This is a genomic window from Helicobacter didelphidarum, assembly GCF_003364195.1.
GTDB classification, from domain to species: domain Bacteria; phylum Campylobacterota; class Campylobacteria; order Campylobacterales; family Helicobacteraceae; genus Helicobacter_A; species Helicobacter_A didelphidarum.
The window spans coordinates 43,249-66,802 of sequence record NZ_NXLQ01000008.1; the positions used below are offsets into that span (position 1 = coordinate 43,249).

At 36.0% G+C, this 23,554-nt stretch carries 19 protein-coding genes; 2 read left to right on the plus strand and 17 right to left on the minus strand.

What is annotated here, in order from left to right; genetic code table 11:
- Positions 1-33: 33 nt before the first annotated feature.
- The 14 genes from guaA to CQA53_RS05160 form a co-directional block, all read right to left on the minus strand.
- The gene (gene guaA / locus CQA53_RS13260) at positions 34-6,891 is read right to left on the minus strand and encodes a glutamine-hydrolyzing GMP synthase (RefSeq protein ID WP_245945678.1); all 6,858 of its coding nucleotides are present in this window, start codon (positions 6,889-6,891) and stop codon (positions 34-36) included.
- A 91-nt stretch (positions 6,892-6,982) separates the two neighbouring features.
- Positions 6,983-7,816, minus strand: a complete 834-nt coding sequence (locus CQA53_RS05100; protein ID WP_115542946.1) for a DNA-methyltransferase — start codon at positions 7,814-7,816, stop codon at positions 6,983-6,985.
- Positions 7,806-8,651 carry a type II restriction endonuclease gene (locus CQA53_RS05105; protein WP_115542947.1) on the minus strand — a complete coding sequence of 282 codons (846 nt, stop codon included), beginning with the start codon at positions 8,649-8,651 and terminating at the stop codon, positions 7,806-7,808. The genes CQA53_RS05100 and CQA53_RS05105 overlap by 11 nt, the downstream gene beginning before the upstream one ends.
- Positions 8,641-8,826, minus strand: a complete 186-nt coding sequence (locus CQA53_RS05110; protein ID WP_115542948.1) for a hypothetical protein — start codon at positions 8,824-8,826, stop codon at positions 8,641-8,643. Before CQA53_RS05110 ends, CQA53_RS05105 begins: the two co-directional genes overlap by 11 nt.
- A gap of 91 nt (positions 8,827-8,917) precedes the next feature.
- Positions 8,918-9,685, minus strand: coding sequence for a TdeIII family type II restriction endonuclease (locus tag CQA53_RS05115; RefSeq protein ID WP_115542949.1), 768 nt, complete (start codon positions 9,683-9,685; stop codon positions 8,918-8,920).
- A gap of 17 nt (positions 9,686-9,702) precedes the next feature.
- Positions 9,703-11,337 (minus strand): DNA methyltransferase, encoded by a 1,635-nt coding sequence (locus CQA53_RS05120; RefSeq protein ID WP_115542950.1) that lies wholly within the window; start codon positions 11,335-11,337, stop codon positions 9,703-9,705.
- Positions 11,312-11,527: a hypothetical protein gene (locus tag CQA53_RS05125; protein ID WP_115542951.1), complete on the minus strand. Its 216-nt coding sequence runs from the start codon at positions 11,525-11,527 to the stop codon at positions 11,312-11,314. The genes CQA53_RS05120 and CQA53_RS05125 overlap by 26 nt, the downstream gene beginning before the upstream one ends.
- A 654-nt stretch (positions 11,528-12,181) precedes the next feature.
- The gene (tatC, locus tag CQA53_RS05130) at positions 12,182-12,934 is read right to left on the minus strand and encodes a twin-arginine translocase subunit TatC (RefSeq protein WP_115542952.1); all 753 of its coding nucleotides are present in this window, start codon (positions 12,932-12,934) and stop codon (positions 12,182-12,184) included.
- 66 nt (positions 12,935-13,000) lie between these two features.
- On the minus strand, positions 13,001-13,681 hold the full coding sequence (gene tatB / locus CQA53_RS05135) for a Sec-independent protein translocase protein TatB (protein WP_181882363.1): 681 nt from the start codon (positions 13,679-13,681) through the stop codon (positions 13,001-13,003).
- A gap of 184 nt (positions 13,682-13,865) precedes the next feature.
- Complete coding sequence (gene motB, locus CQA53_RS05140; RefSeq protein WP_115542954.1) at positions 13,866-14,633, minus strand: flagellar motor protein MotB; 768 nt, start codon at positions 14,631-14,633, stop codon at positions 13,866-13,868.
- 33 nt (positions 14,634-14,666) lie between these two features.
- Positions 14,667-15,437 carry a flagellar motor stator protein MotA gene (motA, locus tag CQA53_RS05145; RefSeq protein ID WP_115542955.1) on the minus strand — a complete coding sequence of 257 codons (771 nt, stop codon included), beginning with the start codon at positions 15,435-15,437 and terminating at the stop codon, positions 14,667-14,669.
- A gap of 73 nt (positions 15,438-15,510) precedes the next feature.
- The gene (locus CQA53_RS05150; protein WP_115542956.1) at positions 15,511-16,293 is read right to left on the minus strand and encodes a HesA/MoeB/ThiF family protein; all 783 of its coding nucleotides are present in this window, start codon (positions 16,291-16,293) and stop codon (positions 15,511-15,513) included.
- An 18-nt stretch (positions 16,294-16,311) separates the two neighbouring features.
- Complete coding sequence (locus CQA53_RS05155; RefSeq protein WP_115542972.1) at positions 16,312-16,953, minus strand: MBL fold metallo-hydrolase; 642 nt, start codon at positions 16,951-16,953, stop codon at positions 16,312-16,314.
- A gap of 117 nt (positions 16,954-17,070) precedes the next feature.
- The gene (locus CQA53_RS05160; RefSeq protein ID WP_115542957.1) at positions 17,071-18,024 is read right to left on the minus strand and encodes a tetratricopeptide repeat protein; all 954 of its coding nucleotides are present in this window, start codon (positions 18,022-18,024) and stop codon (positions 17,071-17,073) included.
- Between the two features lie 71 nt (positions 18,025-18,095).
- On the opposite strand from CQA53_RS05160, the gene CQA53_RS05165 reads away from it, so the two are divergent.
- Together CQA53_RS05165 and lpoB are read left to right on the plus strand one after the other, a co-directional pair.
- A complete protein-coding gene (locus tag CQA53_RS05165) occupies positions 18,096-19,595 on the plus strand; it encodes a hypothetical protein (protein ID WP_245945679.1) in 1,500 nt (499 codons plus the stop codon).
- Positions 19,596-20,204: a penicillin-binding protein activator LpoB gene (gene lpoB / locus CQA53_RS05170; RefSeq protein ID WP_115542958.1), complete on the plus strand. Its 609-nt coding sequence runs from the start codon at positions 19,596-19,598 to the stop codon at positions 20,202-20,204.
- 306 nt (positions 20,205-20,510) lie between these two features.
- Here the strand turns inward: lpoB and CQA53_RS05175 are convergent, their stop codons facing one another.
- The 3 genes from CQA53_RS05175 to CQA53_RS05185 all read right to left on the minus strand — a co-directional run bounded on the left by CQA53_RS05175 (position 20,511) and on the right by CQA53_RS05185 (position 23,359).
- Entirely contained in the window at positions 20,511-21,395 is an 885-nt protein-coding gene (locus CQA53_RS05175; RefSeq protein ID WP_181882364.1) for a WlaTC/HtrL family glycosyltransferase, read from the minus strand.
- Between the two features lie 131 nt (positions 21,396-21,526).
- Positions 21,527-22,627: a redox-regulated ATPase YchF gene (gene ychF, locus CQA53_RS05180; RefSeq protein WP_115542960.1), complete on the minus strand. Its 1,101-nt coding sequence runs from the start codon at positions 22,625-22,627 to the stop codon at positions 21,527-21,529.
- Positions 22,628-22,945: 318 nt separating this feature from the next.
- Positions 22,946-23,359 (minus strand): hypothetical protein, encoded by a 414-nt coding sequence (locus CQA53_RS05185; RefSeq protein WP_115542961.1) that lies wholly within the window; start codon positions 23,357-23,359, stop codon positions 22,946-22,948.
- Between the last annotated feature and the right edge of the window lie 195 nt (positions 23,360-23,554).

Genomic DNA, 23,554 nt, shown 5'->3' on the forward strand with positions numbered 1-23,554 from the left:
TACCAAAATTTCTATCGTAATTCCGTATTCTCCCTACTCCCACTCTATCGTGCCGGGCGGCTTACTCGTGATGTCATACACCACACGATTTATGCCCTCTACTTCATTGATGATTCGATTTGCCACACCCTCTAAAAAATCATGGGGCAAATGAGCAAAAGTCGCCGTCATTCCGTCCAATGCCTCCACCGCACGCACGCAAATCGTATTATCATAAGTGCGATTATCCCCCATTACGCCGACACTTTTGACATTGAGCAACACGCAAAATGCCTGCCACACGCTATCATAATAGCCCTTATTGCGCAATTCCTCGATAAATATAGAATCTGCCCTCTTCAAAAGCTCCAAGTCCGCCTCATTCACCTCGCCCATTATGCGTATCGCAAGTCCGGGACCCGGGAATGGATGCCGCATAAGCATAGATTCAGGCATTCCTAGCTCCCGCCCAAGTGCGCGCACCTCGTCCTTAAAAAGCTCCCGCAATGGCTCGATAAGCTTAAACTTCATCCATTCAGGCAATCCACCGACATTATGATGAGATTTTATCGTCTTACTCGGACCTTTGACACTCACAGATTCTATCACATCAGGATAGAGTGTGCCTTGTGCGAGGAACTTTATCTCACCATTTGTATTATGCTTCCTCGCCTCTTTCTCAAACACTTCGATGAAAGTCTCGCCGATGATTTTACGCTTCGTCTCTGGCTCTCTCACGCCTCTAAGTTTGCCTAAAAACACCTCTTTGGCGTCAATCGTGATAAGCGGCACACGCAAGTTTTCGCGAAACATTTTCTCCACCGCCTCACGCTCCCCAAGTCGCAAAAGCCCCGTATCCACAAATACTGGTATCAGTCGCTCACCAATCGCACGATACAACAAAGTCGCCACGACACTAGAATCCACACCGCCACTGACCGCACATAGCACCTTGCAAGGCTTACTAGGTTCGTCTTTTAGGCTCAAATCACCACATCTCAAATCCGCTTCACTGCGGAGTATATCCTCATACGCCTCATTCGCTCCTTTTCGTTGTGACGATTTTAGCTCTAAAATACTTTGCCTATCAGTGTTTTCAGAATCTTGTGGCTTTATCGATACAAATTTGTCGCTCGCTTCGTCGATAGACGCCCTAGTCTTATCTCCTTGCTCACAACTACGCAACCCCAATTTCTCATCAAAAATATTTTGCCTCGTGTCATTTACAGAATCTTGTGGCGTTATGAATTCATCGATAGAATCTCGCATTTTACGACGGCACACGCACGATTCTATATGGTCATTCACCATACCCATAGACTGCATAAAGGCATACATTATCGTTGAACCGACGAATGTAAAGCCCCGCTTTTGCAAATCTTTGCTGATTGTATCTGATAATGGCGTGCGAGGAGGCAAATCCGCTATCGTGCGAGGGCAATTATCTATCGGTTTCCCTCCTACAAAGCCCCAAATATAATGCGAAAAACTCCCAAATTCACTTTGAATCTCCAAAAATACCTTTGCATTATGTATCGCAGATTCTATCTTTTTGCGATTGCGGATAATGCCCTCATTCGCCATTAGCTCCGTGATTTTCGCCTCATCGTATTTCGCCACGATAGCGGGATTGAAGTCATCAAATGCTTTTCTAAAAGCCTTGCGTTTTTTGAGGATTGTGAGCCACGACAAGCCCGCTTGCATACCCTCTAGCACGAGCAATTCAAAGAGTTTGTTATCATCGTGCAATGGCACGCCCCATTCATTATCGTGGTAGTGCTGATAAAGCCTCTCATCATCGGGATTTTTCGCCCTTGCCCACTCACAACGCACAAAATCATTGTGGATTTTCTCACTTCGCACAGAATCTTTCTTGCACGAATGAGCCATAGCGGAAGTTTGAGATTCTGTATGAGAATCTTGTGTGGCTTGAGATTCTATATTGTGAGATTCTAAATCTCTCACGCAAGTATCACAATAGCACTCCTCATCATATTCCTCTATCAGCTCATATTTCGTCAAATATCCGCGATATATCTCCACATTTTGTGCAAAATTGAATTGATGATAGCAAAACACCACTTCTTTATTTTTTGGTTGCCAATGCTCCTTGTAGGCATAATAGCGAGGCATTCCCAAACGACACATCAAAGCCCCGCTTTTTGTGTTTTGTATATCGTGTGTCGCACTGATATAGGGCAGATTCTCTCGCGCCTCATCAAGCACCGCACTAAGCGCCTCAAAAGCATATCCATTGCCCCAAAACTCACTACGCAACGCATAGCCCAAATCATAGGGCGGCTCACACTCTATATGCACATAGCCTATGGGGATATTCTCATTTTTGAGACATATTGCATATTTATAGCCCTGCTTTTTTGCATAAATTGCTTGATATTTTTGAGCAAAAATATTTTGAGCTTGAGCAAGATTCTCACACACAAAGCAAGGCAGATAAACATTTGTCGCCTCATCGCTATAAATTTCAAAAATCGCCCTCAAATCACTTGCTTCAAATCGCCTTAAAATGAGTCTTTTTGTATCTAGTCTCGGCGTATTTTGCGGGTTCTTTTTATAAGGGATTCTTTTTTGTATTTCGCCCTTAGATGCTCTATTAGCGGATTCACTCCTTTCAAAATCTACTCTTTTTAGCACCATAACCGCTTCGTTATTTCTATCTCTCTCGCCATTTTTTTGGAATCCAATCTTTGCATAAAAGCCCATAGCGACGATATTTTCATCATAGGTGCTAAGATAAATTTCATCTTTGCCAAATTCAGCAAAAATCCTCCGAAGCAATGTGCGAAACGCTACCCCTCCTATGCCCTTGTTGCTAAACTTCTCATCAATCATAAAGCGGTCAATCCACACTCTATCCTCAATCGCCACATAATCATACATACAAAAGCCAACGAGCGTATCATCAGCATAAATAGCCCTTGCTTTCCAATATCCAACCTGTTTCGCCTCATTGATAGAATCCGCATTAGATTCTATAAAATGGCTAAACTCCTCTTTCACACGCAAGGCACACACATTGTTGAAGTTAGAATCATCAATTTCTTGAAACTTCATACTTGATTCTATCCCCACGATTTTACGCAATTTGATAATCTCATTTTGCACGAAATTTTGCATATTCCAATCCGTGTTGCTCCCGCAAATATCCACCGCAAAATTTTTGAGAATCTGTCCGCCACATTCGCTATGCACGACTTCGGGGTGGAATTGCAAGGCATAAATATTTCGCTCCAAATCCGCAATCGCACAATAATGCGTATTGCCAGACTTCGCTAGCTCGATAAATCCACTCGGTATCTCCTCGACTTTGTCCGCATGGCTCATCCACACGATAGAATCTTGCTTCACACCATAAAAAAGATTGCGTGTATGGCAAGGATTTTTAGAATCCCTGCCTTGCTCTAAATCCACTTCATTGCTAAGGCTACAAGGCTGATTGAAGTGATGGGGATTTTTGCTCAAATCTTTAGAATCTCCACTTCGCCCCCCATAGAGAGTATCGCTCAATTTTGCCTTGAGTGCCATAGAATCTACGCTCAAATGGGCGATATTCCCCTCTTTTTTTACTCTTTCAAAGCCGAGATTGAGATAGCATTGCAATCCATTTTTGTCCTGCATATCCCAACGCGTCGTGATTGTCGCAATGTGCAAAAATTCATTTGCCATAATATGCACAAGGAATGCCTCAAGCAAATCCTTGTATGCGACTTGAGTATTCATCGCATAGCATTCAAAATGATTGTCTCGCAACACGCCAAAGCCCATCATTTCTTGATTATGAGAATCTACAATGCACTTCACATTTTTGCCATTGCGTATCACATGAGCAATATCCTGCGTGATTTCTTGCAGGATTTTCTCACCCATAAAGCTATGATTGCTAAGAAAATAGCTTTGCCATTGCGTGAATACACTCTCTTTTTCATTCTTATGTATGGTGTGAAAAGAAAAATGATTCAAGTAATGATTGCGCGTATGGCAAGAATCTTTAGAATCTATCGTGTGTCTTACGCTCATATTTCTATTGCTCACTTCATTGCCACAAGTCTTAAGATATGATTTACGCCATTTATCTTTCTTCAGGGCAAACTCAAAATACACTTCGCCACTCCCCACACTATCGCCCACTTCGCCGACTTTTTGCATTCCTAACTTGCGCGCGAGATTCTGTGAAGCGAGGTTATCACTCCTGCAAATCGCATAGAGTTCTTTCGCGCCAAGATGTGCAAAGGCATATTCGCGTAATGCCTCGCACACCTCAAGTGCATAGCCTTTACTCCAATGAGTTTTTTTCACGATATAGCTAAGCTCCAAATGCTCTTTGTAATGCAATCCAGCCTGTCCTATCATCTCGCCACTATGAGGCTCGATAATGGCAAAATAGCCCACGCCATATCGTGCGTAGTTTTCTTTCTCATGCTGAATCCAACGCTTGACTTCCCTATCATCAAAATCCTCTATCCACGCCCACATCGTCTCTTTATCACTTAGAATCTTTTTGAGTTCTGCGAAGTCATTATCATTGAAACATCGCAAAATCGTGCGTTTGGTTGCAAGAAAAATATCGCTAGATTCTATCTTATGGATTGTTGCCTCTTCTAAGTCTGCAATGTGAGATTCTGCCCCACGAGATTCTATACTATGAGTTCCCTTATGAGCCACTTCGGACTTTTGTGCTGCAAAAATCAGTTCGGCATTCTTCACATAAAAAAGATAATGTCGCAAATCCTCGCCCTTGTAGTTCTTAATATTCTCGCCAACAAGACGCATTCCTAGCTTCCTAGCGACTTTCATTGAGGCGAAATTATCATCTTTGATGAGGCAATACACCTCACTTAGCCCAAGATTTGCAAACGCATAATCCCTACACATTTCCGCACATTCTAACGCATAGCCCTTGCCCCAATGACTCCGCCTCAAAATATAGCCAATCTCAACAACTCGCCTTTTTTGCACACCCTCCAAGCTAATCTCCGTATAGTTCAGCCCACAAGTGCCGATGAGCTTGCCACTTTGCGTCTCTATCATCGCCCAAGTGCCAATGCCATCACGCTCATATCGCACAAACTGCTGCTCTAGCCACTTTTGCACCTCATCATCGCTAAAGCTATGTCCCCACGCATACATCACAGATTCATCGCTTAGAATCTGCTTTAGCTCCGCGAAATCGCTTTGCCTAAACTCACGCAATATCGTGCGTTTGGTTTGCAAAATCACTTTTTGTCCCCATGCACTGCCCTTAGAATCCTGCCCCTGCATATATGCACCTTTTGAAGCATTGTGTGAAGTCCAAGATTCTATAATGGATTGTAGTTTGGGCTTTGAAATCTCTAAAAATAGCATAGGATAAGGGCGTGAGCCACTATCAAGCGCACTTCTCCCCACAATCTCAAAACCCAAATCCTGATAGAATCTTAAGGCGTCTGTGTTTTGTTCATTACAAGAAACCTTGATAGTTTGAAAGACACTTAAGCCCTGCTTATACGCCTCTGCGATAAGAGCCTTGCCAACGCCTTGATGCAACGCACGCGGTGAGACAAAAAGCATTTCTATATTCTTAGAATCTATACCGATAAATCCCACAATCTCATCTTTTTGCCACATTTCACGCCCATTCTCTCGCCTCGCCACAATCACAAATACGCTCTCTAAGCCCTCTTTCAGCTCATCTCTAAGGTTTGCAATATCGCTTTCTTTGATAAAGCTATGCGTCGCACGCATAGAATCTTCCCACAAAGTAATGAGAGATTTTTTGATACTCTTAGCGTTTGGAAGTGCGCGTAATGCAGCACATTGAAAAGGTTTAGAATCTGCGTGGATAGTGTGATTTTGTGATACGAATTTCTCCAAAAACACCATTTCTATATCATTTTCTACCAATTTCTTTGCATACTGCTTGTAGCCGAGTTTCTCATATCGTTTGATATTCTCAACGCTCTTTGCACTCGTAAAAATCTCATATCGCTTCGCTGGAAGACATCGCTCAAGCTCCGCAATCATCGCCTTTGCCAAGCCATTGCCCGCATATTGAGGGGCGACAAAAAGTTTGCCAATATGTGCCGTCTCATCACGCACGCATCCTCGCACACTGCCCACAATCGCATCATTATGAACGCATTTGATAAATATGTGGGTTTGAAACTCCTCCTTGATACTCGCCAAATCCTGCGTGAGTGGCTCAATATCAAGCCTCCCTACGCGTTCTGCCTCCGGGATAAAGGCTGTGTGTTGCAAATTGAGAATCTCCTCTAAATCCGCTTCACTCGCCTTTGTGATAACAAAATCGCCACTTGCCCTAAGAATCTCGCATTGATGATGAATCCCTTGCTCGTAACTCCCCCGCTGATGAGACAAACAATCTCGCTTGGTGCTTTGAGAATCTGTATTGCACAAAGTGAGATTTGAGGCTACATAATGGGGATTTCGCGTGAAAGAATGTGTGGCATTTCTACAAGCATTTGTGCTGTGAAAATCTCTATGGATAGAATCTGCGTGGATAGAATCCCCTCGCCCGATATATGTGTGTGCGTTTTGAGAATCCCCATTCACACGCTCGACAATCTCTAGCACTGCCTTGCCGAACTCCTGTGCCTCCGCCCGCACGACACGACCGCCGAAAAAATCCGCTATATACTGCATACCATAGCAGATTCCAAGCACGGGGATACCTAGCTCAAACACCCTCGAATCTGGCTTGTAGGCGTCCTTTTCATACACACTTGCGGGACCACCGCTTAGGATTATCCCTTTTGGATTGCGTGCGCGGATAGAATCTAGCTTCTCAAAATATGGCACGATTTCGGTATAGACGCCATATTCCCGCAGTCGCCTAGCGATTAATTGTGTGTATTGACTCCCAAAGTCTAAGACTAAAATTTGCACTTGATTCATAAATTATCCTTTTAAAATTGGAGATTCACTCTGATTGTGTGTATTGCTATCCTTGTTCCTCTAAAGATTTTATAATAACTCATTGAATATCTCACTTTGATATTGATTTCATACTAACTAGATCTTTGATTTTAGTTTCTACAATACCAAAACTAGAATCTAGCTCCTGTTTCCTTGCTTGTGAAATTGCGATATATTCACTTTCTTTTTCTATCCCTACAAACTTCCTTCCCAAGAGATTTGCCGCGATACCTGTCGTAGAACTTCCACTAAAAGGATCGCAAATAAGAGAATCTTGATTGCTCGCCATAAGAATTAAACGCACCAACAGATTTAAGGGCTTTTGTGTCGGGTGCTTACCATTTCTCTTCTCCCAAGGAGCGATAGCTGGAAAAGTCCAAACATCACGCATTTGCTTATTACAATTTAGCTTTTTTAGAATCTCATAATTAAAAATATGCTTATGTTTATGACTCTTCTTTGCCCAAATGATCTGCTCTGTGGAATGGGTAAGATAACGACAGCTAAAATTAGGTGGTGGGTTGGTCTTTTGCCAAGTGATAATATTAAGAATCTTAAAGTCAAGCTTTTGCAAAGCAGTGCCAAGTGAAAAAATATTATGATAAGTGCCACTTATAAGGATACTTCCTGTGTCCTTAAGTGCGATCTTTGCATTACATAACCACTGCATATTAAATCTATCAATATCACCATTATTTTTATCCCACTGCCCCTTATTTACGCTCACAATCTTACCGCTTTGAATAGTAAGCCCATCGTTTGAGAGAAAATAAGGCGGATCGGCAAAAACGAGATCAAACTTATTCTCAAAATGTGGCAAAATCTCATTACAATCACCTTGATAAAGTGAGAAAAGGGAATCATTACTTGCAAATGCAAGAGAAGCTGAGTTATTATGTATCATTTTTTATCTTTCGTATTAAGTCATCAATATTACTTAGATTGTAAATCTCTACACTCTTGTATGCTTCTTGAAGTTTATTTTTAGCCGATAACCAGCCTTGTCCATCAGTTATCCAAATAAATTCATATTGAGTGAGACTTGTAAATTTAGGAGTGATCTCTTGATACGATCTTGCTGTTTCGTTGAGCTTACTTCCACTACTTGCATAAAAATTGCATTCTATACAATATCTCTTCTCTTGAGTAAAAATCACAAAATCAAACTTTTTTATATCATCACCAAAGATTTTATGAAGCTCCTCAAACTCTGCTACATTCACTTGCTCCCTAAAGTCCAAATGGGATTGTGTGAATATTTGACGAAGTGTAGATTCCATAAGATTACCACTACGATTTTTCCTCGCATTTGTATCAAAACCCACTTCAATACCGAAGACAAAATCATTTAAATCTTTAATCTTTTTATCACAAAAAATATCTATCAAACCACTTTCACAAATAAACTCATAAATCTTTTGGGGGTTAGTGAAATACAGGTTCATTTCACTTTGATTTGAAAAAGAATCTAAAAGCAATTCACACTCATCACGCACTGCGATAAGTATATGTAAAATACTAAATGCCTTAGAATATTCCTTAAACAACCGCTCAATACACTGAAGCATTTCACTTTGAGGCTTGCCGAGTAAAAAATTAAGATGATTAAGTGAGATACTAATCTCATCGCGTTTCCTAAGACATTTTTCCCAATCCACATAGAATCTAAGATTTCTATTTGTCGGTTTTAGAGTCAATAGAAACTGCTCAAATGGCATAATATTTGGACTATCTTGCATTGCTTTTCCTTGACTCATTTTTATGCAAATATTCGCCTTGAAAATATGGCACGATTTCGGTATAGACGCCATATTCACGCAGTCGCCTAGCGATTAATTGTGTGTATTGACTCCCAAAACAAGCTTGAGCGAAGTTTCTTGTAAAGTCTAAGACTAAAATTTGCACTTGATTCATAAATTATCCTTTTAAAATTGGAGATTCACTCTGATTGTGTGTATTGCTATCCTTGTTCCTCTAAAGATTTTATAATAACTCATTGAATATCTCACTTCGTGTTGAATCTAGCAAAATATTCATCAATTTCAGCTCTCATCTCAATTCCTACTTCTTCAAAAGCACCTAAAAGCATTTCATAGCTCCCATTTCCACCGATAAAATCCCAAAACTCCTTTGCAACTTTGAGTTCAAAATCTAAATCTAGCATTCCTGCCATAGTCCATCGTTCATAAGGCTTTGGTTCATAGGGATTATAAGGGATAGCGATAAGCGTATGAATCTCTGCATTTGGATTTGCATAAGCATAGCTTGCCACCCAAGTAAGCAATGTGCGTTTAAATTCCTTAAAACCACCTTTGTTTGGTTTAGCTGTCTTTATATCAATTAAATATACACTCTTGTCTTTTTGAAGCAATAAATCTATCTTTGTAGGTTTGATTGTAGAAATCTCACCACTATGTGCTACACGCAAAATTCTCTCTATTTCATTGCATTTGTTCGGCTTTACCCTTCCACTTTCTAGGTTATCCATAATATCTTGAATTACTCGCTGTGCTTCTCTGGTGATAGTTTCTCCTGCAAAGGCTTGACGCGTGATATTATCAAACTTCGCTAATCCCAATTCTTCTGCCACAGGCTCAAAAATACTTGTCCCAAAATTTGTATTCAGGCTTTGAATAAAACTATATAGTGCCATTCTATCCCTACCTAAAAGTCTCGTGTGAAAAGGCATATATGAAGTTTCTGGCGTGTAATTACTAAATTTTTGTCTCAACGCATTTTTAAGGCGATTTTTGATGTTTTGCTTTATTTGCATAGATTTTCCCTTATTTTTTAACTTGAGCCTTGTTTATCTTTCAAATGAAATATACTTTCATTATATTTGTTTTTATCCTTTTCACTTCGATTAAGCACAGGTCTATCATATCGATTGACAATCTCCATTCCTGCAAGTTCTGCTATCTTTGGATAGAGATTAAATTTATCATTTGCAACCAAAAAAATATTGTAATTTTCTTTTAAGAATCTTTTTGCATTGCGAAGCACTTTTGCAATATTTTGAGCATATTTCTCTTGTGCTACCTTCCCTTGCCCTTCACTCATCTTACCAATCTCTTGCTTATCGTTACGAGGAAGTGTAAAAATATCATACGCATATGCGTGTTGTTCGTGATAATCAATCAGTCCCACATAAGGTGGTGAGCTAAAGATTCCTGCAATTTTTTGAGATTCTAGCAAATCCCCAAATTGTGTATCGAATTTCATAACTTCTGCTAGAATATTGATATTTGTAGAATCCCCATTCAAACAAACCTGCCTTGTATCTGTCTTTAATCTTGCAAATTCCTTCAAACGCTTCAGTGTATCCTGGCTATAACTTTTCCACCACTTCAAAATACTAAAAAGAGGCTTACAAATTCTACCGTGCTTATGACAATAATAAGTCTGTGTAATAGGTGTAAGCAAGGTCGCCAAATCTGAATGCGTTGTTGCCCTACACGAACGAGCAGTGCGACTTAAAATAATCATCAAAATATCTTGTAACTCTTGTGGAGATTGTGCTATCCCATCTCTTAAATACATAATCTCGCATTTGATAGAATCTAAATACCATTTTTCAAAAAAACTTACTTCATTATTTACTATTTGAATATTAATATTATATTTTTTTACCAAATCATTATAGATTTCTAAAAATTCCTGCTCTTTTTCTCTCCCATAAGATTTTTCATCAATCTCACCTAAAACAACCTTTCTTTTAAACTCTTTGTTTGGGAAAAACTTTTGATTAAATTCACTTAATTTTTCATTCAAGATTTGCTCAAACTCTACAATTTGATTTTGTTGTATATGAGATTCTAGAATCTTTGTCAATCTCAAAATTTCATACTCTAAATTTCCCATATCATAATCTCGCACTTTTACATTTGCAAGTATTGTATTAAAAATCGATATATCCACACCAATAGCGTGCATTCCTAGTTCATTTGCCACACTCAATGTCGTCCCACTCCCGCAAAATGGGTCAAGCACAATATCGCTTCGCTTAAACACAGCCTCTCTCTTTATAGAATCAACATGTGAATCCAAGAAATACTCTGCAAGTTGCGGGATAAACTTGCCTTTATACGGGTGCAATCTATGGATATGCTTCGTCGTTTCAGCCTCTTTGCATTGTGCGAAAGAAAGTGGATTATTCAAATGAGGTTTTGTGGTAAATAGCGTGTCATAATAGGCTTTTAACTCATCTTTATGAATGAGATTTTCACTTTTGATGACATTATTAACCCTTATGAAATTTTTATTGGAGGTTTGCTTTATAATTTGTGCATGATTAGCTATTTTGCCATAATTTAAAAGATAGATAATATTATTGCTCGTTACATTTTTGCCCAAATATTCACTCGCCCAAAGTGCTGCTTGTTTGGGGGTAAGAAATAAATCAGAATCTTGTTTTGCTTGTGTCATAGTTTAAAATTCCTGTTTGTTTCGGGATTTTTCGTGCGAATAGATCTAGCTTCTCAAAATATGGCACGATTTCGGTATAGACGCCATATTCACGCAGTCGCCTAGCGATTAATTGTGTGTATTGACTCCCAAAACAAGCTTGAGCGAAGTTTCTTGTAAAGTCTAAGACTAAAATTTGCACTTGATTCATAAATTATCCTTATGAGAGATTAATGATTTAGGCTGATGGTTTGTTCTGATTCCACACATAAAAATTTTTGCCATTTGCTATTATTTTTCTTGCAAAAATTATATAATAATTCATTGAATATTCCTCTCAATTATAGTTTTTGTGTTGGCTGAATCTTTGCTTTTTAGATTCTATCTTGTGTTGTATATCTTTATAGGGTTGGAGAAACTCCTTGCTTTCATGATTGCTTGGTGTAACATTCCAATTAAAGTCATTTTGAGAAAAGACACTTTGAATCTCATGCCATTCAAGAAAGGCTATTTTCTCACAATCAAATGCCTCTAAGAATATTAGTGGGAGATTCTCTGCTTTATAAGAGAAAATTTATAAAAACTACGATACAAACTCTAAAACTACTTAGAGAATATAAAGAGGTATTATAATGTTTTTAGGAAAGAAGAGGAAGCAAAAAATATAGAATTTACCTAAAAAACATTTGTATTTAGATTCGATATTTTCAGAAAAGTTTGAGATAAGCTTTGTAAGTTTGTATAGTTTTAGCTTAAGAAACATTACATGCAATAGATTTGACAAGCATAAAGAAAAAAATAAATCGGTTTAATTTTGTAAGGTTGAATTTGTATCAAGTCCGATATTTTGTTATGATGTGATATTTTAAGGTTCTACAATTTCTTGAGATTTTGTGGTTATTTTTGATTCTGGATTTACAAATTTTAAGATAATGTATGCTATACCATAAAGAAATACCATAGGAATGGCAAGTAAAAGTTGCGAGATAACATCTGGTGGGGTTACTATGGCTGCCAATACAAATATAAGAACTACGGCATAACGAAAATACTTTTTGAGTGTGCCATCAGTAATAAGACCAATTTTTCCTAAGAAAAATGCTAAAACAGGTAATTCAAACATTGAACCAAAAGCAAGCATGATTCTTATAAAAAAAATGAGATATTCATTGCTGGCAATATTTGCCTCAATCACTTCATTACCAAAGGCAAGAACATATCGAATGACAAAAGGAAATACGATGTAATAACAAAAAATAAGTCCCAATGCAAACATGGAGCTACCAAAAAAAACAAATGGCAAAATCAGTCGTTTTTCGTGCTTATAAAGACCTGGAGCAATAAAAAGCCATAATTGCCAAAAAATAACTGGTATAGAAATTACGAAAGCTGTAAAAAAACTCACTTTGATGGCAACAAAAAGATATTCTGCTGGTGCAACTTGTATGAGTTTTCCGCGTACACCATTAGCAAATGCTTCTTCGATTGGCTTTTTAATCCAATAAAAAATTTCTTGATGAAATGCAAAACAACATGCAAAACATACAACCATGCACGCCAATGAAATCATCAAACGCAATCGCAAATCTTGTAAATGAGGACGCAATTCTTCAAACATATCAATTACCTACATCAATAAGATAGTTATATTTCATATACATAAAATATGTTCCTTTCTACCACATCAATATTCTTTACGAGTTTGAAAAAGTGAGGATTTAAAATCTTTGTTTGTTGTTTTTATTGTGTCTGATACATTTTCTGTTAAAGAACTTTTTGATATTTGAGTTTTTGTATGATTAATATGATTGTTAGTTTCTGAGTTTTCTTGATATAAATGTTCTTGTATAATATTTTTATTATTAATAAATTCATTATTTGCTATGGGTTTTTGAGATGATTCTTTAGGTGATTCACTAGAGTCTTTTGTGTGAGAATTTTGCATTGTCTGCGTAGAATCTGAATCTAGAATCTTTGGGGTTGATTCTGTAATTTTGTTGTTAGTTGCGATATTATCATGAGATTGTAGAGAATCAAATTGTATCGATTTTGGTTCATAATCTTTAAAAAGCTGTTGAATATCATTCATATCCTGTTTAATATCCTCAACTAACTTTATATCTTTTATTTCTTTTGTTACATCAAGGCTATTTTGTAGCTTTTCCTTATATTCATCTGCTTCGCGTTTTAATTCAGAAAGATTTACTTCCTTATCAAGAGTGTCTTTAGCATCTTGAACAGTCTTTTTTAATACTCGAATAACTTTAATTATCTCAACAATAGCACTAGGGAGTTTATCTGGTCCCAGCACAATGACTGCAACGACTAGTATTAAAATAATTTCACCAATCCCAAACCCCAGCAAAATTAACCCTTTCTTATACTTGAAGAGACGCTCAATTTATATGTTTTATAGAATTTTTGTTATCATAGTAAAAATAGCAAAATCATAGTGTTGTATTATAGTCAATTTTTGCAAACTATATGTTTTCTCTAAAACCTTTTTATAACAAATCCTCGCAACAAAATTAGTTACTATTCTTTCATTACTATTCCTGCATATCTTCTAATACACCTTGCACTTCATGGGCTGATGTTTTTGTTGTTGAGAAAAACACTTCTACTCTATTATTAGCTCTACGATTTACTTCACTTGTATTAGGGACTATTGGATGGTATTGTCCAAACGAAGTATAGGATAGTTTTCTAGGATCGACTCCTTTTCCTATTAAGTATTCCATCACATTTGATGCTCTAGCTGCCGCTAATTCATAATTATTGCGATGAGATGATGGTATGGAATTATCTGTATAACCCTTGATATTAATACTTACCTCTTGAGGTAACTTTGCAATAGTTGTTGCAAGTAAATCTAATTCTGTGCGTGTATCTTGATTCACAAGATCTGCTGTTCCGGGTTCAAATAAAATATCAGATGGCAATCGCAAAGTTGTTCCTTGTTCAATTTGTTCAAGCAAACCACCATCTTGAATAAGGTTAGAGAGTTGGGTAATTGTTACAACAGTTGTTGGTGCATTCATATTTGTTGAGCTATTTGGCTTTGATTCTTCTGTTTCTTGCTTTACTGTACCTGGATCTGGAGGAATAATCATAACAGGCATGGTTCTTTCAGGCATGGGGGTTGCATCAAAAATTGTGATGAAAGCTTGAGTGATAGCTTTAACCTTAGAAGTATTTGCCGCAGAAATCGCATAAAGTGCGATAAAAAGTGCAAGCAATAGGGATAGGAAGTCCGCATATGGAACAGCCCATTTTTCTCCTGCGGGACATTCTTCACATTTACATTTTTTTGCCATATTGTTTCCTTATTTCATTTCAAAACCAAGATATTATTCAAATTGTGAAATTTTAGGCTCACCTGGTGGGATAAATCCTAAGAGTTTTGCTTCTAAATTTCTTGGGTTATCGCCATTCGCAATACCTACAACACCTTCAAGGATTAGCATTTTTTCTTTTATAATATCATGTGATTTGTTTTTAATTTTATTTCCAAAAGGACCAAAGAGTGCGTATGCCCCCATAATACCTGTAACCGTTGCCGTAAATGCCCCCGCAATACCTGCTGCCATTGCAGCCGGATTATCGAGTAGTGCGAGAGCAAGCATAAGCCCCATAACCGCCCCAACAAGTCCAAATGTCGGACAACTTTCACCAAAAAGTAACCAATAATGTGCTGCCCCATGATAATAGTGTTCTAATTGTTCAATCTGTATTTCCATATCCTCACGCACATCTTTTGCTTCACGACCATCAATAATCATTGACATTGCCTCACGAGTAAAATCATCTTCTAATTGTGAAACCCTTGCTTCAAGTGTTAAAAGACCATTTTTTCGTGCTTCGGAACTAAATTCTACCATTTGTCGAATAGTGTTGTTGAGATTCACTTTTGGATTCACAAAGACAATTTTAATCTCCTTAAACGCCGCTTTAACAGCTTTTGGGTGTGAAGCAGTCATCGCCGAAAATGCCGCTGTTGGCATAACGATAAGAATTGAACTTAAGTGAATGATATGTAAGGGGTTACCACCCTCCAAAATATCTCCAACTGAAATACTTGTAATAGATAATAAAATACCTAAAATCGACGATAAATCCATGATCTAACCTCTCTCTACCAAATTAAAATAAAAATGAAGCAAATTATATGCCGCAGTATACATACCAAATCCTTTAAGAATTAGAATCTTTATCTTCTAAATTTTCTCTTTTTAGAGAACAAATCGGACATAATGGATTTCGTTGTAATGATGTTTTTTTGAACTCTATTGCCATAATATCCATTGTTAAAAGTGTGTTTGTTAAAAGATTTCCAATTCCTAAAAAATATTTGATAGCTTCACTTGCTTGGATACATCCAATAATACCCGGAGTTACACCAAGTAAGCCAGAACGAAAAATTGCATTCATATCTTTTGTATATGTATTTTCAAAGATACAAGCAAAACATGCACTTTTATGTGGAATAATAGTCATAGTTTGTGCCTTATGTTTTAAAACACCAGCATGACTAAAAGGTTTGTTTGCTTGAATACAAGTATTGTTAACAAGGAATTTTGTCTCGAAGTTATCTGTTGCATCAACAATAAAATCATAATTGTGTATAATTGAGAAAGCATTTTCTTCATTAAGTCTCTCAAAATAATTATCTACAATTATATTTGGATTAATATTTTGCATTTTCATACGTGCAGAATCTGCTTTGGATTTTCCTATATCTGAGGTTGCATGGATAATCTGTCGTTGCAAATTCCCCCTCTCAACAGTATCATAATCTAATATTCCAATTCTACCAATCCCAGCAGCACTGAGATACATGCAAACAGGCGAACCTAATCCACCTACACCAATAACAAGAACTTTTGCCTTTGCAAGCTTTTTTTGTCCTTCTTCACCAACATCTTCTAGCAAGATATGGCGTAAATATCGCTCTTTTAATATAGACTCTTCTTCCATAGCTATCCTTGACTAATTCTAACTTAATATTTGTTGCCTTGAACTCTCCAAATCGAGATATTTTAACCATTTTGGAATACTATGTTTTTCTGCAAAAACACTTGTATCCTCACCATGTCCCGGATGAATAGGAAAATCATAAGATATTGTTAAGAATCTTTGTAATGAATCTTTCATATCCTTTGGATTAGAATATGGAAAATCACATCGCCCTATGCTTCTTTGAAAGATAAAATCACCACTAAAAAAATGATGATCGATTTCTATAATACTGCAACCGGGCGTATGTCCTGGAAAATGCCAATATTTTACTTCAATACCCTCAACATTGAGTGTTGTTATTGTTTTATCATTCTCTATATATACATCTGCACAACATGGTGTTAGTCCAAGATTAAAGCAATCAGATTCCATCATAAAAGAATCTTGTTTTGGACAATATATTTTTGCTCCTGTGCGTTTTCTTAGTATATGTGCTTCCCAAATATGGTCAAAATGTCCATGTGTAATAAAAATTGCTTTGAGATTTGAAGTATTATTAAATACCCAATCATTGGCAAAACTTGGATCAATCGCAAAATCGATTGTATTAGGACTATTGAAGTGTAAAATATATGTATTTGTTTGATAATCACCAGAAGCTTTTTTCTGAATCTCCATAGTCATTCAATCCTCATTAGAATAAAAAGCTTAATTGTAACATAAACTTTTTTAAATATATATAAATTCTCTAGTTTTTCACTTATTCTTAACTGAGAATATAATAAACCTATAACTTTAATATTGTCTTTTACTCTGTTTATTTGCAAGTTTTGAAAGATATGAACAACCATCAGATGATTTATAATAACATGCTTTAGTATAATATTGCAATGCATCTATTATATCCTGATCGGCATTATTTGTTACTCCTCTTTCATAAATAATCCCAAGATTCAAACAAGCGGCAGCATAATTATTATCGCATGCTTGATTAAAAAAATTCACAGCTTTTGCATAATCCGCATTTGACTTTGCATGATTGTAACGCAATACACCAAGGTTAAAACATGCTACACTATCACCCATTGTGCAACTTCTACTCCAATAATTTTCAGCTTGGGTAAGATTAGCATTTTGTCCATTTTTATCATCTAAATTACCGCTATATATAACACCAAGATTCTGACAAGCCTCTTTATTTCCAGCTTTACATGATTTTGCATAAAGGTCCATAGTGCGGTCATGTTGTGCTTTTTCTTGTTCTTCCTCTTTTTTGTTCTTTTCGCGTTGTTCTTTTGTTGCAAATTCATAGAATGCTAAATTGTTGCAAGCATCATAATTCCCCCCATTGCAAGCTTTTGTATAAAACCCCATCATAAGTCCATAATATTCATTTTGTTTTCTCTTGCGTTCAGAACGAGAAATTTTTTTATTACTTTCTACTTCACTCAAAAGATTCCCCTGAACAATGCCTGCAGCAAAACAAGCAGTAAAATTATTTTGTTGCTGACACAATAATGCAAAGCCTTGCAATGCACCTTCAAGATCGCCTCTTTTATATCTTCTATATGCTACATCATAGGTAATTTGAGTATTTTCATATTGATTAAATCCAGATTGATAACGATTGTCATATTCTCCTTTACCGTAGTTTGTTGTGTATGTCGATTGATTTCCCCAATAACTCTCTGACCACATTACGCAGAATGTAAAAAGACTGCAAACCACAAAACGTTTTACTAGACTCATTATAGCTCCTTATCAAACTATTGATTTTTGCACAAAATTATATTAAGATTCCAAGTAATTAAGCAAAAAATGTGTCAATTATTGAGGGAAGCTTGAAAAATTTATATTTTCTACCATTCTTTCTTTTGTTTTTATGTGCTTGTTCACAATATCAAGAACAAGTAAAACGGGAATATGATGGGCAATATTATGTCCAAACTTATAAAACGTTGCAAAAAGCAACACAGAAAAAATCAAATGATTTGCTTTTATGGCAAATGCAATCAGCATTTTTAACTTTTAGCTATTTTGGTCCATATTTTAGTTTTATGGATTTTGAAAGAGCAGAGACAACATTTAAAGCCTATGAAAGTGAGGGACTATTAGCTGGGGTTGGGGCAAATATTGGTGTAGCTTTAAGTAATGACATGGCAATACCATATAGAGGATATATTTATGAAGGTGTGCTTTTAAATTATTATAAGGCTTTAGCCTATTCAAGCATAGGAGATGATGTCAACGCAAGGATTGAATTCAATAGAGCAAATGATAGGCAAAGGAGGGCAAAAGACTATTATGCAAAAGAAATTAAAAAAACACGGGAGAAAACATTAGAGGAGGCAAATAAGAAAAAAGAAAGTGTGGATTATGAAAGAAATGTTTCAGATGAAAATATTGATACAATTTTGAATCAACGATATAGTAATCTCAAAAATTTTTCTATCTATCAGGATCTTATCAACCCAACAATCCCTTATGTTTCTGGTTTATTTTTTATGATTGAAAAAGATTTTAGTAAATCTGAAGATTTGCTAAAGGAGTCATATGGAATTACTCAAGCAAGCATCATTGCAAATGATATGAAACTTTTAGAATCTCGTAGATATACTCGAGGTTCTTATCCTACTTATACATGGATTATTATTGAAGATGGTAATATTGCAAGAAAATATGGAAATGAATTTTCTCTTCCGATTTTTATAGGAAGTGGTATTAATGCAGTAAACCTTGCTTTACCCAATCTTGATAATGGATATGCAAAATTTTCTACTTATAAAGTCAATTCGCAAAATGCAGATTTGATTACTCAAATGTCTAAACTTTTTGCAAGTGAATTTGAAAAACAACTCACTCCAATTATTACACGTGCTATTATTGGGGCTATTGTGAAATTTGCCATTACAGAATCTGTTAATCAATTTGGCGGTGACTATGGACAGTTGATTGGTTTGGTAGCAACTCTTGCTTTTAGTGCTATAACAAGGACAGATACTCGTTCAAGTATTATTTTACCAAATAGTGTTTGGGTTGCAAGGATTCCAAATACAGATTCAAAAATTGAGATTTTTGGTGATAATTATCCAATTTTAAACATTGAGGTTAATGCTGAATGCAATTCACTTGCGAATAGATTACAAGGATCTTTGGAATTCAATGAATTAGTTAAAGCAAAACCTAAGGATTTACATGGTAGAATAAATGTTTTTAAGCGATATAATTATGATAGTAAAGTTTGTTCATCTACGGATAATATAGTATATATTCGTACACATAATGGAACTATCACTCACTTTGTTTTGAAAGGAAATTAGATGAAAAATTTAATAAAATTTGCCTTTGTCGGGCTTGTTGGTATCAGTATTATTGGTTGTGGAGGTAAGGTGGCGTATGTTGATACGCAAGATTCTGTTGAATATACAAGCACAGGAATTGATTATCATGATATTGAATCTGCTGTGCATAAAAGTGTGCAAAGCTTACTCAATAGCGAATATGTACTTGATTTAGAAGGAAAAAAGGTGCTTGCCATTTCTGATGTAATTAATGATACGATGCAACAAGTTGATGTGCAAGGTCTCACAACGAAAATTGCTCGTGCAATGCGAAAAAGTGGAAAGTTTGAACTCACTACTTCAATTAGTGGTAGTGGTGGTATTACTGATAATATGATACAAAAATCTCGCGGTCTTCGTGAAAATGAAGAATTCAATCAATACACAACACAAGAAAAAGGGAATCTTATTGCTCCAAGTCTTTCTCTTTCTGGAAAAATAGTGCAAAAAAATACCAGAGTTGGTAAGAAGCAAAGAATTGACTATTCATTTCTCCTTATACTTACTGACTTAAAAACAGGTGTTGTAAAATGGGACGAAAGTACACATATTATTAAGGTTGCACCAAATAATAAAGTTTCATGGTAATCCATTTATGGTGTTTGTAGGGGGGGTTATATATTTTCACATTATGCAAGTATATGAAAGGGTTTCTACACTTTTCCTGATTCATTGTGATATATGGGTGTAAAGGTTGGGAAATAACTGAAAGTTAAAAGCCCTCTAATAGATGAGATTCTGCGATAATATTCTTAATATTATGATTTATCTAAAAATTTATTCTTTTTTTGCTTCTCTTTTTAAGTTTTTTGTTTTTGAGACTTGTGTTGTAACGATAAATTTTTTAAAAAATCTTTTTACTTCTTATTTTTTTAACAATTTATGTATTTTGAATCATCTATCGTTTAAATCTTCAAAAAAGTTGCGTATCGTCATGTAGCGTCTTTTAACACTTCGCTTCATTTTACGCCAAAATTTCTGTATACCTTTTTTGGAAAAAATATCTACATCTTGGATATACTTAACTATATTATCTTGATTGAAAGTCTTTTGCAAAATAGAAGTATCTTTAATACTAATATTTTTGCGTTTAGATTCTGGTATAAAATAAAATAATGTTTTAAACCAACCATCGGTTTGTAATACATTAAACTCTTCTGGATATTTTGTAACTAAGCAACCATATAATCCTTGATCCTCAAGTACAACATTAGAATCAAGCATTACTTTATTAGCTTCTCGCATACGCATATTAAGATGCAACCAAGATTTTCTATCTCCATAAGTGAGACCACCTATTAGAATAATGGGAGAATCTATCCAATAGGCAAAAAAATTGATTTTAGAATCTATAATCAAATCGGTTTGTGGGGCAAGGGTAAAATCAAAATCCTTGGATTTTCTAAAGGTATCATCGCTTTTATTAAATCCAAAATCAAGCCACATAATCCTATCGGTTACAAAATCTTTTGTTAGTGGATTTTGTAAGGCATCAACCACACAAAAGCTTTTGCAATACATAACATACGCAAACAATGTTCTATCAAGTTTTTTCATTTTTTCATAATCATCAGGAGCAAAAGAATCTAATTTCTTTTGTATCACAAGTGTTTGAGATTCTAAACCATGTTTAGCACGGAGAGCATATATTGCATCAGCAATTTCTATGCTATCAACATAAATTATAAAGCGATTTTTAATACCCGTTAAAAAGCCAAACCAATTGAGATAATTTTGTGTTGTGCGTTCATATCTCGGGCTGTCTAGATTGAAATTCACTTTATAATACATTGTAACTATTGTGATTTCATCGTTGTTAGAAGAATATTCTTGAGAATCTAATGACTTATGGGGGGGGGGGGGATAATATCGTTTTTCATTATAATATCGTCATTTTGCATATACAACTCCTACACATTAAAGCGAAAATGCAAGACATCGCCATCTTGCACGATATATTCTTTGCCCTCAATCCGCATAGCCCCCGCCTCTTTCGCCTTAGCTTCGCCGCCATATTTGATAAAATCACTATACGCGATACATTCCGCACGAATAAAGCCTTTCTCAAAGTCCTTATGTATCACACTCGCAGCCTTTGGCGCACTATCCCCGCGTCTAATCGTCCAAGCACGCACTTCTTTCACTCCTGCGGTGAAATAACTAATAAGTCCAAGCTTAGAGAAACTCTCACGAATAATTTGCTCTAGTCCGCTCTCCTCACACCCCAAACTCGCTAAAAATTCCGCCCTCTCATTATCCTCTAATCCTACTAATTCTTCCTCGATTTTTGCACAAAGCTTAATCGCTATTGCTCCTTTAGAATCTGCATATCCTCGCACTTTTTGCACAAATTCATTATCAGATTCTAACCCCGCCTCATCGACATTTGCACCATAAATGACTTCTTTATTGCTCAAAAATCGCAACTCTTTATTGAGCGCGATAAAGCTCTCATCATCGCGTTTAGCAAAAGTCCTCACGGGCGAATTAGATTCTAAATGTTGCAACAATTCTTGTGCGATTATCAGTTGGCTACTCACGCCCTTTTGTGCTTTGCCCTCTTTTTGGAGCTTTTCTATGCGTTTTTGCAAGCTTGCAATATCGGCAAACAATAGCTCTAACTCAATAATCTCAATATCAGAAATAGGGTCGATGCGTCCCTCTACATGCGTGATATTGCTATCCTCAAAGCAACGCACGATATGCAATATCATTTCAGAATCTTTGATATTTCCCAAAAACTGATTGCCTAGCCCCTCACCCTTGCTAGCCCCTCGCACAAGCCCCGCAATATCGACAAATTCGACGACAGAGTGCTGAATGCGTTGAGGATTGACAATTTTTGCTAACTCATTGAGGCGAGAATCTGGGACAGGCACGAGGGCTTTGTTTGGCTCTATGGTGCAAAAGGGGTAGTTTGCCGCCTCTGCATTTTGTGCTTTTGTCAGCGCGTTGAAAGTCGTTGATTTGCCCACATTAGGTAATCCCACAATTCCGATTGAAAGTGCCATAATTTTACCTTTTAGAAAATTATTGGTTGAAAAATGTACTATTATAGCATAAGATTAAGAATATTTGATTGTTGAAAAATCTGATGTTGAAGAATCTCATAATATTTTTTGGAGAACTAAAATCAAAAAATACTAACAATAAAAAATAATTGTAAAAGATTTTGCCATATTTTTTCAAGCTACCTTATAATACTAAATGGCTCTTTAATATTTCTTTATTTCTATTTTTTAAGTAAAGTTTGTATATGCTTTTGAAGCTATAACATTAAACAAGGAAACAAATTGAAGTTTTTATTTAGATGCTATACCTCTTTATTATTATTTTTTTAGATTCTGAATCTTTTGCAAATAAACCTCTTTATCTAGTGCTTTTATTTTTTCTTGTTTAAAGCCCTTACCGCTACGAGATACTCCATCTAAAACACGCACATATAATGTATATTCACCATTTAAATCCATCGATAATTCAAAAGATTGATTTGTTTTTGTATCAAAGAATTTATATCCAATGAGATTCCCCGAAAGATTCCCAACAATTGGTTCCCCACCTTGCACAATAATAGTTTTTTTATTACTTTTGTTTGTTTGATTGTAAGTTACTGCCTTACAGGTCGTGCTTGCTACAGGACACTTTGAGTTAATCCAAATAAGATAACTCTCACTTTCAAATCCAGCACCACCAAACATGAAAACGGAGCAGAAAAAAAATATACTTAATATTTTTTGAATCATTAGATGTCCTTAATATAATAAAATATAGTGGAAATTCTATCATAAAATTTTTTGCATTTTATATTCTCTTAACAAAAACAGCTATTTTGCGGGTTTTTTATTGTGTTATTTACTATTTTCTCATTACTTTTTCTTTATGGGAGATTAATTAAAAGCAACTTGATATAAAACAACATTCCATCTGGTATCACTTGT